Genomic DNA, 15,637 nt, shown 5'->3' on the forward strand with positions numbered 1-15,637 from the left:
TCATGCCTTGGAAGTAACTCATGTTTTGGGTGCTTGTAGGGCTGAAGTAAGGGCATCCGGTGGTCAGGAGGTTGATAACGATGGTTCCCCTGCTTCTGGTTCTTCTGCTGGCTCTGATCCTCTTCGGCGCGGGCTTCGCACTGAAGGCGCTGTGGTGGATCGCGGTGATCGTGCTCATCGTGTGGCTGCTCGGCTTCGTGGTCCGGTCCGCGGACAGCGGGGGCCGGAGGGGCCGCTGGTACCGCTGGTAGGCAATGGCGGACGGCGCGCGGAGCGCGCCACGTGCGAGCAATGAGTGGGCCCGGCCGGCATGGACACTGTTGGTAATGGTGGCTCCCACTGCGTCCCGCTGCCGTCAGGCAGCGGGACGCAGTCGTTCGAGGCGGGAGATACGGATTGCGGCTCGGGGTGTCCCGGTGATCCAGGCATCGAGCCGGGCGAGGTTCATCGCAGTGGCGGTGAAGAGGTGCTGCAGTCGGGTTTTGGGGTGGCCCCGATAGCGGGACCGCCGAAGGCCGAAGGCCCGGACGCCTTGGGAGATGGTGGCCTCGATGCCCTGTCGGTGCTGGTAGATCTCCCACCACTCAGGGCTCCGTTGGGCGGCACGGTTCGTCCTCATGGCCTCGTGTGCGGCCTTCTCCCGCAGCATGATCTCCCGGCCCCTGCCGGCCTTGGACGGCGTGCAGTCATGCACGTCCGGGCAGGACCGGCAGTCAGCTGCGCGAAACCGGACCTGGACCACCGGGATTCCGTGCGAGGAGACACGCGGATACCAGTGGTCGGCGACCTTCCCGTTGGGGCAGGTGACTCGCTTGTTCTCCCAGTCCACGGTGAAGGCGTCGGTGGCGAAGGTGCCGGATGACTGGGCGGTGGTGTTTCGCTGGATCGGTCCCACCAACTCGATGCCCGCTTCTTCAGCGTCGACCGGGCCCTGGGCATCGACATAGTTCGCGTCCGCCAGATGCACGGCGGGGAGCCTGCCATGAGCGCGCAGGTCAGCGTGGATGGCATCGATCATCTTCACGTCGCTCACGGACGCGTCGGTGGTGGCGACATGAGTGATCAAGTTGGGCGCGTCCGGCTCACACGTCTCGGTCAGCTGCACCAGGTAGCCGGTCCAGCCGGTGCCTCGCTTGGCACCGGCGCGAGCGTCGGTGCCATAGGGCGAGAAGGGCCGTAACCGGCCCGGAGGTACGTTCTTCGCGTCCCGTCGGCAGACGGCCCCGTCGACGATCCGGACGTTCTGCACCCAGATCTGCCGCAGCAGTTCGACCGCCTTCAACGACCGTGCCCAGCAAGGAGCTTGTGGCGAGAAGACCGCTTCCAACAGGTGCATCCCGTCGGCCCCGGCCTGCTCGATCCACGCCTGGCGCCTCTCCTTGCCCCGGGGCAGCCTCGCTTCCTCCACTCGGTGCCCGTAACGGTCGAACCACTCGGCATCCACCTGCGCGGCCGGCCACCGCGGGCACGCTGCGGCAAGCGCGTTCAAGACTGCCCGTAGAGTCTCCCCGATCATCTCTGGCACGGCCGGGCCCACTGTCGTGAAAGGCCCTCTCCTGAGGCGGCCGGGAGGGATCGGGCTTATCGGGCGCACCGCCGGGTACGTGAGTCATGCACCGGCCCCGCAGACTCAGCAGTGGAACCCTGCTCCTCCTGTCCGCGGGGCCGCTGCGTGGTCTCGGAGACATCGAGTTTGCCTCGCGCGCCCTGGCGCCGCCACTGCGACCCACAGGCGCCTCGGCGCGCGGGATCACCGCCAGGTTCTCGAGGGCCTCGAGGAAGAGGCCCCACTTCCTGCTGGACGGTCCCTGCCACCGCGATCGTCCTCGGCACCTACGCCCTGCCCCGCCTCGCCCGCGCCCTGGCCCTGCGCCGGACGGTACGCCGGCTGCTGCGCTGAGGACGCCCGTCGCGCCACTGTCCTGGACCCCCGCGCTCAGGAACCCTGCACCGCGGTCTACAGGCGCCCGTGTGCACACACCTGGCGGGCGACGTCGCGGAGTTTGATGTTCTTCTGCTGGGAGCAGCGGCGCAGGCCGTCGGATGCCTGGGTCTCGGTGAGGTGGCGGGAGCCCATGAGGATGCTCATGGCTTCGCCGACGGTGTGGCGGGTGGCGACGGCCTGTTCCCTCTGGGCGTGGGTGTGGGCGCCGGAGAAGGCGACGGCGGCGTGGGAGGCGAGCAGCCAGCCGGCCGTCTCGCTGGCCTCAGTGAACGCGCCGGGCCGGCGGGAGTTGAGGTTGAGGGCGCCGAGGTCCTCCTCGTCGGTGTAGAGGAGGAAGCCTCTCATGCTGCCCGGCCCCAGGCCCCTGGGGGCGCGTAGGCGGGCCAGCGCTGGATGTGGGCGGTGAAGTCGGCGATGCGGAACACCCGCTCGCCGAGGTGGTTGTGGGCGGCGTCGAAGCAGGGGCCTTCCTGCAGTCGTTCTTGGAGCTGGTCGCTGCCGATGACGACATGGTCGGTCGGGGCGAGGGATTCGACCTGCTTGCCTTGAAGGTGAGCACGCCGGCGGCTTGGCAGCCCTCGACGAGCTCGGTGGCGGAGGTGCTGATCCTTTCAAGCGTGGCGCCTACGGAGTCCTGGGCCAGCAGATCGCGTGCGTGGGGGCCGGGGCGGCGGTGTCGTACAAGGGGTTCAGGTCCCCGGCGGAGGGCACCTTGACGAGGTGTTCATAGATCAACAGGGTGCGGCAGCAACTGTGGAGGGCGGTGGACCAAGCGAGGTACCTACTGGACACTCTGGTCCAGTCCAGGCCGGACGCGAAGGCCGCGAAGCGGTTCATGGCCCAGCTCATGAAGAAGCAGCGCCGGGTGCCCAGGGTGCTGATCACGGACAAGATGCGCTCCTGCCCCGTGGCCCATGGCGAGCTCATGCGCTCGGCCGAGCACCGTGCCCACAAGGGCCTCAACAACAGGCCGAGAACAGCCACCAGACGGCGAGGCAGCGTGAACGCGCCACGAAGGACTTTCGCACGGCCCGATCAGCCCAGAAGTTCCTGTCCGTCTTCAGCGCGATCTCACCGCACTTCCGACCTCGCCATGCTCACCGCCGCCAGTGACGCGCGATGGGCCTGAGCCCCGGCGGCCACGAGCCTGTCGCCCGGCTCATCTGGCGCAAGGGCGGGCGCTCGGCGTGGCTGTACCGCGTCGACCTCGCCAAGCCGAAGCGGAAACCGACGCTGGCCCAGGAACTCGCGCTCGACAAGGCCATGGCCGCCCGCCAGACCTATCTGCTCTGCATGCGCCGGTATTTCGCGTGCCTGCCGCTCAAGACCCTTGGCAGCCGCCTCGAATGCCACGACGGAACGCCGGCGGACCCCAGCAGCTACATCGCGCCCCCGGCCACGCACCAGCTGGCGTGATCCACCTCGCCATGACCGACCTGATGGCCCGCCGCCTTACCGGCGAGGCCACCATCTCCTGGCGCGACCCGAACCACGGGATCAAACAGTAATAGCGGGATGAAACATCGGGAGAAAACGACCTCTGACGTGGTGTAGGTCGGGAGCGTGCCAGCGGCGCCTACGCCGTAAGCACCCTGCCGCCGGGCTGCGTCACAGCAGGCCCTGGAGCGGGCTGCGGGGCCGCGGTGAATGGGACGGCGTGTGCCGGAGAGGGAGGTGATCTGGCAGCAGGTCACCGCTCGCGATCGAGCGCGCAAACGTGTGGCCACATTCGTGGTGGGTGACGGTTCCTCTATAGCGTTCACTCTCATTCTATTGCAACGATCGACATTGAAGCTGTTGCGTTAGCTGCAGAATCATTGCAACAATATTCCTCTTCTACCTGCATCGATACCGTCGATACGCAACGAACTCGTTGCCGATTCCTGGAATGCAACGTAGCGTTTCCGATATCAGAAACAACGAGTCGACAGGAGAGCGCCATGCAGAAGTTCGACACCCCCGCCCCGGTCTCCGCCGTCCTGGACATCCCCGCGGGGCGCATCCAGTTCATCGCCGCCGACCGGGCGGACACCACGGTCCAGGTCCTGCCCGTCAACGCCGCCAAGAGCAGCGATGTGAGGGCGGCGGAGCGGATCGAGGTCGGCTACGGCGCCGGCGTCCTGCGGATCGCGGCCCCGGAGGCTAAGAACCAGCTCTTCGGCCCCTCCGGATCGGTCGAGGTGACCATCCAGCTGCCCGCGGGCTCCCACGTCGAGGCGAAGACGGCCGGCGCCGAACTCCGGGTCGTCGGCCGCCTCGGCGACGTCGCCTTCGAGGGCGCGTACCGCCAGATCAAGATCGACGAGGCCGCGAGCGTCCGCCTCACCGCGGTCGACGGCGACGTCGAGGTCGGCCGGCTGGGCGGTTCCGCGGAGATCAGCACCGCACGGGGCGACATCCGGATCGCCGAGGCCGGGCGCGGCACGGTCGTGCTGCGCACCGAGTCCGGCGACATCTCGATCGGCGCCGCCGCCGGCGTCTCGGCCACCCTGGACGCCGGCACCGGCCACGGCCGCATCAGCAACGCCCTCAAGAACGACGGCACCGCCGAACTCGACATCCGCGCCACCACCTCCCACGGCGACATCACCGCCCGCAGCCTGTAGATCCGCGGCCTGCGACGAGCAGAGGCCGGGACCGTCCGGCCGCGACCGCGATCCTCTGCGTCACCGCCGGTGACCCGGCCGCCGTTTCCAGGGGATCGCGCTCCACGTGCAGCGCCCGGAGAAGTCGAACAAGATGCTTCACGCGACCAGGGGGAACCTATGAGGAAGAACAGCACCTTCTCGACCGATGCACAGTGGACCGGCATGGTGCCGGTCGACGACACGGCGCTGGCCGTGACCGACAGCGGCGGCCCCGGGATCCCCGTGGTCTATCTCAACGGCCAGTTCGCCACGCAGGGATACTGGCGGCGGGTCATCGCGGAACTGGGAACTCAGTGGCGGCATATCACCTACGACGAGCGGGCCCGCGGCAGGAAGTCGAAGTGTTCGGCGGACTACTCCTTCGAGGCCGCCGTCCGTGATGTCGACGCCGTTCTCGCGGCCAGGGCCGTGGGCCGGGTGCTGCTGGTGGGCTGGTCCTACGGAGCGGTCGTCGCGGCGCACTGGGCCGACCGTAACCCGGCCCGTACCGTGGGCGCGGTCCTGGTCGACGGCGCGTTCCCGCACGACTGGCTGGATGAGGCCATGGAGCAGCGAATCCGGAAGCTGTTTCGGCGGATGGGCTGGTTCACGCCGCTGCTGCGCCCGACTGGCCTGACCCCGCGGATGACCGCCGAAGAACAGGCGAACAGCAACATCGAGCTCGGCAGGCTCTCCCGAGAGCGCGAGCTGGGCCCCGTGCTGGACAACATCGCCGTCCCGGTGCGCTACGTGGTCGCTTCGGGCACGTCGTTTGGAAGCCGCGGTGATGAGCAGGAACGGATACGCGCCGGCCTCGATGCAGTGACCGCCCGCAACGCCAACCTCCGCGTCAGCGCGAAGGTCCCCAGCAACCACGGTGCGATCCTGAGGAAGGACTACCAGGCCATAGCCGGGGCCGTACGCGAGGTCGCCGCCCTCAACCGCGGCGGGCGCTGAAGACAGAGACCGGCGGACTGACGGTCGGCCAGGCGACGCTGTAAGTGGTCAGGTGATCCGCCGGACAGAAGCCATGGGCCGTCGTATGACGCGGGTCAGCTGCCGGAGCGGGCGATGTCGCCGGGGGAGAGGCCGGGGCGGCTGCGGTGTCCGGCGTGTGGGGCCGCGCCACGGGCCGGCGCTGTACCGTAGGAAGTCGCGACACAAGAAGCCGGAGAACGTCCGCCGCTTCAGCCCTGCCCCGAGGCCATCGCCGAGCTGACCAGCCTGCTTGCCCCCGGCGATCGGCGGCGCTGATGGTCAGGGCTGGGTCGTGGCGACTTTGAGGCCGAACCCGATCAGTACGACGCCTGTGGTCCGGTCCATGGCCCGGCGCACGCGGGGCTTCTGGAAGAAGGCACGGGCCTTGGCCAGGAGCATCACGTAGCTACCGAGCCATACCGCGGTCAGCATCGCGTGAATGAGGACCAGCAGCGTCATACCGGCGTGCGGGGACAGCCCGGACGGGGCCAGCGCCGGCAGCAGGCCGGTGTAGAAGACGGCGATCTTGGGGTTGAAGACGTTGCTGATCAGGCCGGTCCGCCAGGGGCTGCCGGCGGGGGTGGCGGGGAGGGTGTCCGCGGTCTGTGCCTGGCCGCGTCGGCTGTGGACCAGCGCCTGGACGCCGAGGAGGATCAGGTAGGCGGCGCCGGCCAGCTTGACCAGGGTGTACGTGGTGGCGGAAGCGGCCAGAACCGCAGCAAGACCCACGACCGTGAGAACACCCCAGACCAGCAGCCCTGTGGTAATCCCGCCGACCGTCCGCAGACCGTCCCGCCATCCGGCGGAGACGGCCCGCTTCGTCACGACGGCCATGTCCGGCCTGGGCACCACGGTCAGCACGGCGAGCACACCGGCGGCGGTGAGGAACTGTATGAGCATGCCTTCAGTCTCACATTCACCAGGCCGGAGGCCGAGGCCCCGGCCCGCAGACCGTCCGGGCAGACCTTCATACCGGTTCGTACAGGACGCAGCCGAGGGAGTAGACGTCGGATGCGGGCTGCGCGGGACGGCCCAGGGCGCGTTCGGGAGCCAGGTGGTCGGCGGTTCCGATGATCTTGCCTGTGGCGGTCAGGGTGCCGGCGGCCTCCTCGGCGAAGCGTGCGATGCCGAAGTCGGTGGTCTTCACCGTGTGGTCGGTGGTCAGCATCACGTTGGCGGGTTTGACGTCCCGGTGGACCACTCCCTGCTGGTGTGCCGCGCAGAGGCCGGCGGCCGCCTGTGCCGTGATGGCTGCCGCCTCTTCCGGGGGCAGGACGCGGCGCAGGGAGCGTTCCTGGGCCAAGTTCCAGCCGTTGACGAGTTCCATGACCAGGTAGGGCTGGTCGTGGTGTGAACCGAAGTCGTACATGCCGACGACGTTGGGGTGGTTGAGCCGGGCCGCGATCTGCGCCTCCAAGTGCCTGTATAGGCAGCCATATTTTGGGCATTGTAGACGCCGGTGTAACGCTGCAGTGCATGCGGAACGCAGAAGGAGGAAGAAGCGGGGTACCGACCGGCGGAATCCGGTGCCCTGGCGCGAGCGCGCAGACATGGCACTACGTCAGATCGGATATCCCCATGAGAAACATCGACCCGGTTCCCGGATACCAGGTATACAACGAGCCGCCAGACCCGGGCCGCGCTCTGCACCGTCAGGCCACCACCCGGCGTACGGCCATCACCATCTGCACCATCGCCGACATCGCGGCGGGCCTGCTGGGCCTGTGGATCCTGCTGTTCCTGCTCGACGCGAACCGCGGGAACGTGTTCGTCGAATTCGTACAGGGCACAGCGGGCTGGCTGTCCTGGTGGGCACAGGACATTTTCACGATGGACACAGAGTGGCTGCGCGTTGTCCTCAACTACGGCCTACCGGCCGTCATCTATTTGCTGATCGGCCACGGGATCGCTGCCCGGCTCAACCGAGCCTGACAGTGAACCAGCCTCTTTATTGATCGCCATGAAAGTGGGCCGACCATGACACACAGCTCCACTGGAAACGATCGCATGCCGATCTATGAGGACCTGATACGCGAACGGGGTGACGTCGTCGGCGAAGCTCAACGCGCCGCGGCACACACGCGGCACCAGGCAGCGCAATTGCTGACCGGACGGGATACGGGTCAACAAGCCCGTCAATGGGACCAGAGCACGGGAGCCACTGCGGCCGGTCAGCCGGAGTGGCGCGGGTCGCCGCAATAGGGATGGGCCTCAGCACGGGTACGTCCGCGTGTCCCGTCCTGGCCCAAGGACCAAGCCGTGCCCCCCAGAGGGGGCCAGCGGCACGTCGAATCAGGAAGAACAGAAAGCACAGATGGATTACTGCTCTTCATGCCGTCGGCACCTCAACGGCGCACTGGTGTGCCCCGGGTGCGGCGCCTACGCCCCGGACATCGCCCCACCCGCCGCCGACGGCCACAGCGGCTCGGCCCCGGCAATGACGAGTGCCAGACCTGCTACAACGACCCACCGGGACCCCGCGGCCTCCGTCACGGGGCACGACAGCCTCCCGGACGGCGTGGCGGAGTCCAGCACTGCCAGGAGCGTGGCCCCGCACGTCGCCGCCGACGTCGAGGTCCTGCCGCCCGCACGCCAGGGGCGCGCGGCGCGCCGTCGCCGACTGGCCCGCTGGAGGAAGAACAAGCGCCGGGCAGCGGTCGCGAGCGCTGTCGCACTCGTCGGAGGCGGCCTGAGCATCGCCATGATGGACCGGCACGCCACTGACCGGGCCCAGGCAGCCACAACGCCGGACGACCCGAGGCCGGGCGCCGGGCAGGAGCAGACGCCCCAGCAGAATCCTCCAGCCGCCGCACCAGCCGCTCAACACTCCCACCGGCCGTCACACTCCCCTTCGCAGCCACAGACACCGACGACCGACGCACCGCAGCAACAGACCCTCCGGGCACCGTCCCGCACGACGTCACCGATCGCCCGGCCGGACACCACAGTTCCTGCCCGCCCGGCCGCGACAGCGACGCCGCAGCCGCAGAGCACCACCCCGGCCGCCGGCAACACGACTCCCGACCGCTCCGGTACGGCGGCACAACAGCAGTCGGCGTCCGCGACAGGCGACGGCCCGAAGCCGAACGCGTCCCAGACCAGCCCCTCACGGGCGTCGACCTCGCCGACGGAGGTCTGCCTGCTCGGGCTGTGCCTCGGCTGACCACGCCTGCACCCGGCCGTTCCCGGCGGGGCGAGGGAGCGGAGTTCGCGAGGCGCGTGTCAGCCCGTGAGCAACGGCACGGCTGACGGAAGAGAGAGGACGCAGGCCCGTGGGTCCCCACTACGAATTCCAAGTCCTGCTGCACCGTATCGGCCGATGGTGGGCCGTCGACATCCCTCGCCTTGACCTCCACAGCCAGTGCCGCACCCTTGACAGGGTGGAGGACCTGGCGCGTGGCCTCGTGGCCGAAGCCGTCGGGGCCCCTCCGGAGATGATCACGCTGGACATTCTGGTGCCCGAACTCGTGCCCCTGCTGGACTCGGTGGTCGAAGCCCGGCGCCGCCGGGCGGCCGCGGTCGCCGCCGAGAATCAGGCGATTGTCGCCGCTGTTCACGAGCTCCACATGAGCCAGGGTGATGTCGAGCGTCTGCTCGGCATGCCCCCGAGCGAGGTCGTCCGCTTCATGCCACCACGCGGCTCGTCACCCGTCGGCCCAGGGCAGCTCACGCCCCTGCCCGCATCCGGGTCCGCCGCAGCCGGCCGCCACTCCTGCTCTCCGCTCGCGGCCCGGCCTCGCACGGCGACCACGTCAGGCGAACTCTCCGTCCCGGCCCTCCTGGGCCATCCCTGACGACGACACGGAACGCCGAAGCTGACGGCGCCAGGTTGTCGGTCTACTGGGCGCGGCCGCAGCCACCGTGCTGCTCGCACTCGGCTGAGCTTCCTACCGCCGAATCAACGCGTGACTGATCCGAACGAACGCCGGCCGATCTCCGCGCTCCGCCCCCTCGTTGACCCTCTGACCCGCCCGCTGGCGCTGTCCGTCACGAGGTTGCTGCCCGGCCCCACCCACACGGCAATCGGCCCATGGCTGCGAGGCGCGGGTCAGCCAGTCCTCGAAACGGTCCATCCCGCACAGCACCCACGCCACCATGGGCAGCAGCAGACAGGCAACGATGACCACGATATCGGGCCCCCTCCCGAAAGACGGCCGCAGACGGGTGCCCGCACCCGTTGGCCGGCTCTGCCTACAAGGGGCGGCGTCCGGTGACCGCTCCGCCGGGGTCGTCCAGCAAGGCAATGCGGGCGGTGATGCGCTTGCCGACAGGTTCCCGCTGCAATTCGAAGCCCTGGCAGACGGCCATGACGATCTCCAGGCCGTGCTGCCCCACACGGCCGACGTCCGCAGCCTTGGCGATCGGCAGCACCGGGTCGGAGTCCCACACCGCGACCTCGACCGTGTCATCGGCGATCCGAAAATCCAGCAGCACCGGCCCCGGAGCGTACTTGTGGGCGTTGGTGACCAGCTCGCTGACCACCAGCTGGGTCAGATCCATAGCACGCTGAGAGACCGGCAGCCCGTGGTCAGCCTGCACGCGAGCGAGGAACTCAGCAGCCAGATGACGGGCCCGGGGAATGACAGTGCCGTCACCGTCCAAGGCCACCGTGGTCTGAATGGCCTGCTCGCCCTGCGTGACGCCGCTCTCGCCCACGGGCACTGATTCCATCGCAGCCGCCTCTACCCGTTCACACCACGCGCGTATACCCCTGCTAAGACAGGTGACGCCCACTGCCTCAGTGTCGGCATCAAGCGGCGGAGCCGCTCGGGGAGTTCGGTGTCCGGGTCTGCCGGGAGGCCGAAGCACAGGTGGAGGATCTGTCGGCCCATGGTGATCACCCGGCGCTTCCCTGGCTTCGGTGGCCGAGCCGGCGCAGGTCCGCCGGAGCCGGCGGCGGCGCCGACGCCTGGTCGAGCCGGACGGGCTGGAACCAACCGTCGGTCACCTTCACCACCGGCCGTGGCCGAGCCATCGGTGGGTTCCACGGCCGCTCCGGTATGCCTCACCCCTTGCTGACGCCGGCGGTGATACCGGCGACGATGTGCCGTTGCAGCACGAGGAAGACGGCGAGCAGCGGGACGGTGCCCAGGACTACCGTGGGCAGGAGCTGGGACGTGCTGTAGGCGTGGGTGCCGATCGTGGAGTACACGTCCAGCGTCATCGTCTGCTTGCTGTCGGAGGTCAGCAGGACCAGGGGAATGACCAGGTCGTTCCAGATGGCCAGGGTGAGGGTGATGACGAGGGTCGCGGTGGCCGGGCGCAGGACGGGCAGGATGACGTGCCAGTACGTGCGCAGCGGACCCGCCCCGTCGATGGCGGCGGCCTCCTCCAGTTCGACGGGTACGGACCTCAGGAAGCTGGTGAAGAAGAGCACGGCGAAGGGGAGGCTGATCGCGGCCTCCGCGAGGATCACCGAGATGTAGGAGTCCAGCAGTTTGAGGTCTCGCATGAACATGTACAACGGAGTGATCATGACGAAGACGGGGACCGTGAGGCCGGCCACGAAGAGCTGGTAGACCGTCTTGGTCCAGCGGCGGGAGATGCGGGACATCGGCCAGGCCGCGAGTGAGCCGGTCAGGATGACCAGAACGGCGGCGCCGCCGGTGATCAGGACGGTGTTGTAGAGGCTGCGCCCGTAGTTCATGGCCTGCACCGCGGCCACGTAGTTGTGCAGGCTCCAGTGGCTGGGCCAGGAGAGCGGGTGGGCGGCGACGTCGGCGTCGGACTGCAGCGAGACCTTCACCATGAGCAGGATCGGGGCGACGACGACCAGGGTGACCAGGAGCAGGCCGACGTGCGAGGCGGCACTGTGCAGCCTGCGCCGGCGCAGGGGGGCGGTGTCCGCCGGAGCGGGGCTGGCGGCTCTTGTGGTGCTGGGGGCGGTGAGAGTCATGCGGCAACCTCCCGGCGGCGCAGGACGGTCGTGAGGAGCACGCCGACGATGACGGTGATGACGAGCAGGACGACGGCCACCGCGGTGCCGTAGGCGAAGCGGAAGTCCTTGAAGCTGTCCTCGAAGATGACATAGCTCAGGGTCTGGGTCGAGTTGGCGGGGCCGCCGTCGGTCATGATGAAGGGCAGGTCGAACACGCGCAGTGAACCGATCGTCGACAGGGTCATGTTCACGGTGAGGGACGGGGCGAGCAGCGGCCAGTCGATGCGGCGGAACCGGGTCCACCCGCGGGCACCGTCCAGGGCCGCCGCCTCCATCAGGTCGGCAGGGATGGACAGGTAGTTGGACAGGTAGATGGTGGCGGTGTAGCCGAGGTACATCCACATGTAGGACACGGCGATCGCCATCAGGGCGGTGTGGGTGTCGCCCAGCCAGGAGGTCTCCAGGCTGTGCAGGCCGAAGGTGTCCATGACCGCGTCGAGCGGGCCGCCGACCGGGGAGTAGAGGAACGACCACAGGTAGGAGACGGCCACCAGGGCCATCATCGCGGGCATCAGCAGCCCGGTGCGGGCGATGGTGCGGACGGCCGGCGAGTTGTACAGCCAGTAGGCGATACCCAGGCCGAGCGCGTTCTGTACGACGACCACCACGACCGTGTAGACCAGGGTGTTCTTGAGCGCGGCGAGCACCTGCGGGTCCTGGAAGGCCTCGCGGTAGTTGTCCAGGCCGACGAACGATCCGCCGATGACGCCGTGGGCGTCGGTGAGGCTGAGCAGAACGGATCTGATGGTGGGATAGATGACGAAGAGGGCGTACAGGGCGGTGGCCGGAAGCATGAGCAGCGCGGCGGATCGGGTGGTGAGTCTCACGGCGACCTCATCGGGGGCGCGGACCGCGGGGCCTGTCGTAGGGCAGGCCCCGCACGGGTTCGGTGGCGGGTGGGGTGACTACTTCTTCGACGGGGTCTTCGGGATGTCCTTGTCGAGTTGCTTCAGCAGCGCTTCGGTGTCCATCGACGGGTTGTTGAAGAGCGCGTTGAGCTGAGCGGTGAACTTGTCCTCGGAGTTCGGGTAGTTGGGCACCTCGACCTGGGAGGGGCTGGTGTTCCCGGCGGCGAAGGCGGCGGCGACCGGGGCGGACTGGGTGACCTTGGGGCTCGGCACGTCGGTCAGTGTCGTGAAGCAGCTCTCGGCCTTGAGGTAGGCGCTGTCCTGCTGCGGCTGCGACATGAAGTCGATGTACTGCTCGGCCGCGGTCTTGTGGGCGGAGGCACCGTTGACCGACCAGCCTGAGCCGATGAAGGTGAAGGTCTTGGGCTTGCTGCCCGCCGCGCCACCGGGGAAGGGGTTGAGCGTGAAGTCGAACTTGGCGCTCTGCTGGTAGTGGCTCAGGTCCCAGGCGCCGTCGACGTAGAAGGCCCACTTGCCCGCGGCGAACTGCGAGACGCCCTGGCTGAACGGGTCCAGGCCGTTCATGGTCTTGCCGTCTACGAGGCCACTGGTCAGCAGCTGCTTGAGATGGTCGATCACCGGGCTCCAGCCGGCGGCCCAGGTGGAGGTGCCCTTGTCGTAGCCACTGCCCCAGGAAGGGTCGATGAGGTTGGCGGCCAGGGCGAGGGAGACCTGTTCGGCGTCCCAGCCCTTGAGGTTGGGTATCTCCAGGCCGCCGACGTTCTTCGACTTCAGCGTCTTGAGGTCGCTGATCAGTTCGGGCCAGGTCCGCGGCACCTGCTTGATGCCCGCCTTCTTCAGCAGGTCCAGGTTGGCGTAGAGGCCGATCGGGATGTTCTGCTGGACGAAGTCGTACGTCTTGCCGTCGACCTGTGTGTACGGGGCCAGGTTGGGCAGCATCCGCTTGACCCACGGCTGGTCGCTGAGGTCGGTGAGGAAGCCCTGCTGCTGCCAGGTGATCAGGCGGTTCTTGTTCACCATGAGGACGTCCGCGGCGGTCCCCGCGGCGAGCCGGGTGTTGTTGTAGGCGTCGTACTCGGTGTTGGCGACGTACTTGTAGTCGACCTTGATGTCGGGGTGGGCCTTCTCGAAGGCCGCGTTGATGGCCGGGATGTCGGCGATCTCGTTGCCGCCCCCCTCGAAGCCGACCACGGTGAGGGTGGTCTTTCCGTCGGAGGTGCCGGACGAGGAGGACGAGCAGGCGGCCAGGACGAGGGCGAAGGCCGAGGCGGCTGCGGCCGTGGTCAGCCGGCGAAGGCGAGTTCTCAATGCGGGCTCCTTGGATGGTGGGTGGGGCGGGCGAGACAGTTGCTCCGGCGCAGGGGCCCGCATGCGCTGTCGCCCGTCAGGGCTGGTCGAGTTCGTAGGCCGCGGTCCGGGTCTGGATCTTCCGGATACGTGCGACGTCGAGTTTCTCGGTCCGGTCGAACCGGTAGATGCCGTTCTGTTCCTGGAAGACGTCGGTGAGCTGCGTGTAGCAGTATCCGAACATCAGTGGGTCGTCGATCAGTGCGCCCACCAGGCCGGCGAAGCGCTCGTACCAGGCCTCCTCGCTCGCGGGCGTGCTGCCGTAGCCCCACGAGCCGGTGTCGGGGAGCCCCGCCTGGTCGGTCGGCCAGTGGATGCCGCCGAACTCGCTGCAGAAGTAGGGCTGTCCGGCGTACGGCAGGGACCAGGCGCTGCCGTCCGGTGCCGCGTTGACGAACGGTTTGCCGTCGGCGAGGCCCGCCATGTCCTGGGCGAAGCGCTCCGGGTCCTGCTCGTAGTTGTGGGAGTCGTAGACGTCGGTCTCGGGCACGCGGTGGGAGTACCCCGAGCTGTCGATCACCGGCCGGGTCCGGTCGGCGGCCTTGGTGGCGAGGAACATGCCCCGGGTGACGTCGTCGAGCACGGTGAGATGGTCCGTGATCTCCTGGAAGGTCTCGTTGAGCGGGCACCAGCCGATGATCGAGGGGTGCGAGTAGTCCCGTTCGAGGGCTTCGAGCCACTGGGTGATGAACGAGGCGGTCGGAGCCTGGCGTTCGGGCCGTGCTCCGGCCCGGGCACCCCAGTCGCCGAACTCCCCCCACACGAGATAGCCGAGACGGTCGGCGTGGTGCAGGAAGCGCTCCTCGAAGACCTTCTGGTGCAGGCGTGCGCCGTTGAAGCCGGCGGCCATCGATATTTCGATGTCGCGCACGAGGGACTCGTCGTCCGGCGCCGTCATCAGGCCGTCGGGGTACCAGCCCTGATCCAGAACGAGACGCTGGAAGACGCGCCGTCCGTTGAGCAGGACGGCGTGGCCGTCGATCGTCACGGACCGCAGGCCCGCGTAGCTCGCGACCGAGTCGACCAGTTCGCCCTCGGACGTGCGTATGTCGAGCGTGAGTGTGTACAGGTGCGGGTCGCCAGGCTGCCACAGCCGTCGCCGTTCGGCGGGGATGTCCAGGACGAGGTGTGCCGTACGGTCCGCATCGAGCGGAGCCGTCGCCTCTGTGATCGTTCCGTCGTCGTCGGCGAGGACGGCGCGGCAGTGGTGGCCGGGGGCGTTGGCGGAGACCGGGAGGTCGAGAAGGAACCGGCCGCCGGCCGTGTCCGGGGTGATGCGCGGCCGGAGCAGGTGGACCCGGGGGACGGGCTCCAGCCAGACGGTCTGCCAGATGCCCGTGGTCCGCGGGTAGAACGCCTCGTAGGTGTCGTACCGGGTGGACTGCTTGCCGCGGGCCTGGACGCCGGCTCGGCTGTCCCGCGCCCGCACCACGAGATCCGGCGCGCTGCCCGGGGCGGCGAACTCGGTGATGTCGAGGGTGAAGCCGCTGAAGCCGCCCCGGTGGCGGCCCACCTCGTGCCCGTCGATCCACACCGTCGTGTCGTGGTCGACGGCCTGGAAGTGCAGCAGGATTCGCTGCCCGGCCCACTCGTGCGGGATCCGAAGCGTCCGGCGGTACCAGACGGCCTCCAGGAAGTCCTGGCAGCCGATGCCCGACAGCGGGGCCTCGGGCGCGAAGGGGACGGTGATGGCGGAGGCGAGTTCCCGGTGCAGCAGGCCGCGCTCCAGACCGGTGTCGGCCTGGTCGATCTCGAACTGCCAGGTGCCGTTGAGGCAAAGCCAGTCCCGGCGCACGAACTGCGGCCGGGGGTACTGCGGCCGGGGCGGGGCCGCGGGGGCCGCCGCGGTGGGACCGCCGGCGTCCCGGGCACCGGGCCCGTGTTCCGACGGGGAGCCACCGCTTTGCATCGATGCAAAATCGTTCACGCCCGG

At 68.7% G+C, this 15,637-nt stretch carries 17 protein-coding genes and 2 pseudogenes; 9 read left to right on the forward strand and 10 right to left on the reverse strand.

Annotated features, from left to right (window positions below; translation table 11 throughout):
• Positions 1 to 80 precede the first annotated feature (80 nt).
• On the forward strand, positions 81 to 251 hold the full coding sequence (locus ACIP94_RS30675; RefSeq protein ID WP_055705189.1) for a hypothetical protein: 171 nt from the start codon (positions 81 to 83) through the stop codon (positions 249 to 251).
• A 104-nt stretch (positions 252 to 355) separates the two neighbouring features.
• Here ACIP94_RS30675 and ACIP94_RS30680 read toward each other — a convergent pair whose 3' ends face one another.
• From ACIP94_RS30680 to ACIP94_RS30690, 3 genes and pseudogenes are all read right to left on the reverse strand, one after another.
• Positions 356 to 1,516: a transposase gene (locus tag ACIP94_RS30680; RefSeq protein WP_402432905.1), complete on the reverse strand. Its 1,161-nt coding sequence runs from the start codon at positions 1,514 to 1,516 to the stop codon at positions 356 to 358.
• Positions 1,517 to 1,957: 441 nt separating this feature from the next.
• Positions 1,958 to 2,591: pseudogene (locus ACIP94_RS30685) on the reverse strand (GAF and ANTAR domain-containing protein).
• A complete protein-coding gene (locus ACIP94_RS30690; protein ID WP_402432924.1) occupies positions 2,570 to 2,836 on the reverse strand; it encodes a hypothetical protein in 267 nt (88 codons plus the stop codon). The pseudogene ACIP94_RS30685 and the gene ACIP94_RS30690 overlap by 22 nt, the downstream one beginning before the upstream one ends.
• Here ACIP94_RS30690 and ACIP94_RS30695 point away from each other — a divergent pair.
• The 5 genes and pseudogenes from ACIP94_RS30695 (at position 2,739) to ACIP94_RS30715 (ending at position 5,529) form a co-directional block, all read left to right on the forward strand.
• On the forward strand, positions 2,739 to 3,074 hold the full coding sequence (locus ACIP94_RS30695; protein WP_402432908.1) for a DDE-type integrase/transposase/recombinase: 336 nt from the start codon (positions 2,739 to 2,741) through the stop codon (positions 3,072 to 3,074). The two genes, ACIP94_RS30690 and ACIP94_RS30695, sit on opposite strands and share 98 nt — an antisense overlap.
• Positions 3,065 to 3,361, forward strand: coding sequence for an RRQRL motif-containing zinc-binding protein (locus tag ACIP94_RS30700; RefSeq protein WP_402432813.1), 297 nt, complete (start codon positions 3,065 to 3,067; stop codon positions 3,359 to 3,361). Before ACIP94_RS30695 ends, ACIP94_RS30700 begins: the two co-directional genes overlap by 10 nt.
• Positions 3,358 to 3,453: pseudogene (locus tag ACIP94_RS30705) on the forward strand (IS5/IS1182 family transposase); the annotation flags it as partial. The gene ACIP94_RS30700 and the pseudogene ACIP94_RS30705, both read left to right, overlap by 4 nt.
• Before the next feature lie 432 nt (positions 3,454 to 3,885).
• Positions 3,886 to 4,551: a DUF4097 family beta strand repeat-containing protein gene (locus ACIP94_RS30710; RefSeq protein WP_402432816.1), complete on the forward strand. Its 666-nt coding sequence runs from the start codon at positions 3,886 to 3,888 to the stop codon at positions 4,549 to 4,551.
• Between the two features lie 159 nt (positions 4,552 to 4,710).
• Positions 4,711 to 5,529: an alpha/beta fold hydrolase gene (locus tag ACIP94_RS30715; RefSeq protein ID WP_402432819.1), complete on the forward strand. Its 819-nt coding sequence runs from the start codon at positions 4,711 to 4,713 to the stop codon at positions 5,527 to 5,529.
• 300 nt (positions 5,530 to 5,829) lie between these two features.
• Here the strand turns inward: ACIP94_RS30715 and ACIP94_RS30720 are convergent, their stop codons facing one another.
• Positions 5,830 to 6,450 carry a LysE family translocator gene (locus ACIP94_RS30720; protein WP_402432821.1) on the reverse strand — a complete coding sequence of 207 codons (621 nt, stop codon included), beginning with the start codon at positions 6,448 to 6,450 and terminating at the stop codon, positions 5,830 to 5,832.
• 67 nt (positions 6,451 to 6,517) lie between these two features.
• The gene (locus ACIP94_RS30725) at positions 6,518 to 6,967 is read right to left on the reverse strand and encodes a serine/threonine-protein kinase (RefSeq protein WP_402432824.1); all 450 of its coding nucleotides are present in this window, start codon (positions 6,965 to 6,967) and stop codon (positions 6,518 to 6,520) included.
• Between the two features lie 161 nt (positions 6,968 to 7,128).
• On the opposite strand from ACIP94_RS30725, the gene ACIP94_RS30730 reads away from it, so the two are divergent.
• The 3 genes from ACIP94_RS30730 (at position 7,129) to ACIP94_RS30740 (ending at position 9,344) form a co-directional block, all read left to right on the forward strand.
• Complete coding sequence (locus ACIP94_RS30730) at positions 7,129 to 7,482, forward strand: hypothetical protein (RefSeq protein WP_402432827.1); 354 nt, start codon at positions 7,129 to 7,131, stop codon at positions 7,480 to 7,482.
• Between the two features lie 613 nt (positions 7,483 to 8,095).
• A complete protein-coding gene (locus ACIP94_RS30735) occupies positions 8,096 to 8,713 on the forward strand; it encodes a hypothetical protein (protein ID WP_402432830.1) in 618 nt (205 codons plus the stop codon).
• A gap of 109 nt (positions 8,714 to 8,822) precedes the next feature.
• Positions 8,823 to 9,344 carry a hypothetical protein gene (locus ACIP94_RS30740; protein WP_402432833.1) on the forward strand — a complete coding sequence of 174 codons (522 nt, stop codon included), beginning with the start codon at positions 8,823 to 8,825 and terminating at the stop codon, positions 9,342 to 9,344.
• Between the two features lie 397 nt (positions 9,345 to 9,741).
• Here the strand turns inward: ACIP94_RS30740 and ACIP94_RS30745 are convergent, their stop codons facing one another.
• The 5 genes from ACIP94_RS30745 to ACIP94_RS30765 all read right to left on the reverse strand — a co-directional run bounded on the left by ACIP94_RS30745 (position 9,742) and on the right by ACIP94_RS30765 (position 15,613).
• Complete coding sequence (locus tag ACIP94_RS30745; protein WP_402432836.1) at positions 9,742 to 10,221, reverse strand: ATP-binding protein; 480 nt, start codon at positions 10,219 to 10,221, stop codon at positions 9,742 to 9,744.
• A 334-nt stretch (positions 10,222 to 10,555) separates the two neighbouring features.
• Entirely contained in the window at positions 10,556 to 11,446 is an 891-nt protein-coding gene (locus ACIP94_RS30750; protein WP_402432839.1) for a carbohydrate ABC transporter permease, read from the reverse strand.
• Entirely contained in the window at positions 11,443 to 12,315 is an 873-nt protein-coding gene (locus tag ACIP94_RS30755) for a carbohydrate ABC transporter permease (RefSeq protein WP_402432842.1), read from the reverse strand. The genes ACIP94_RS30750 and ACIP94_RS30755 overlap by 4 nt, the downstream gene beginning before the upstream one ends.
• 78 nt (positions 12,316 to 12,393) lie before the next feature.
• Positions 12,394 to 13,665 carry an ABC transporter substrate-binding protein gene (locus tag ACIP94_RS30760; protein WP_402432845.1) on the reverse strand — a complete coding sequence of 424 codons (1,272 nt, stop codon included), beginning with the start codon at positions 13,663 to 13,665 and terminating at the stop codon, positions 12,394 to 12,396.
• Between the two features lie 76 nt (positions 13,666 to 13,741).
• Positions 13,742 to 15,613: a glycoside hydrolase family 2 protein gene (locus tag ACIP94_RS30765; RefSeq protein ID WP_402432910.1), complete on the reverse strand. Its 1,872-nt coding sequence runs from the start codon at positions 15,611 to 15,613 to the stop codon at positions 13,742 to 13,744.
• Between the last annotated feature and the right edge of the window lie 24 nt (positions 15,614 to 15,637).

Source organism: Streptomyces sp. NPDC093261, assembly GCF_044753645.1.
Classification (GTDB): Bacteria; Actinomycetota; Actinomycetes; order Streptomycetales; family Streptomycetaceae; genus Streptomyces.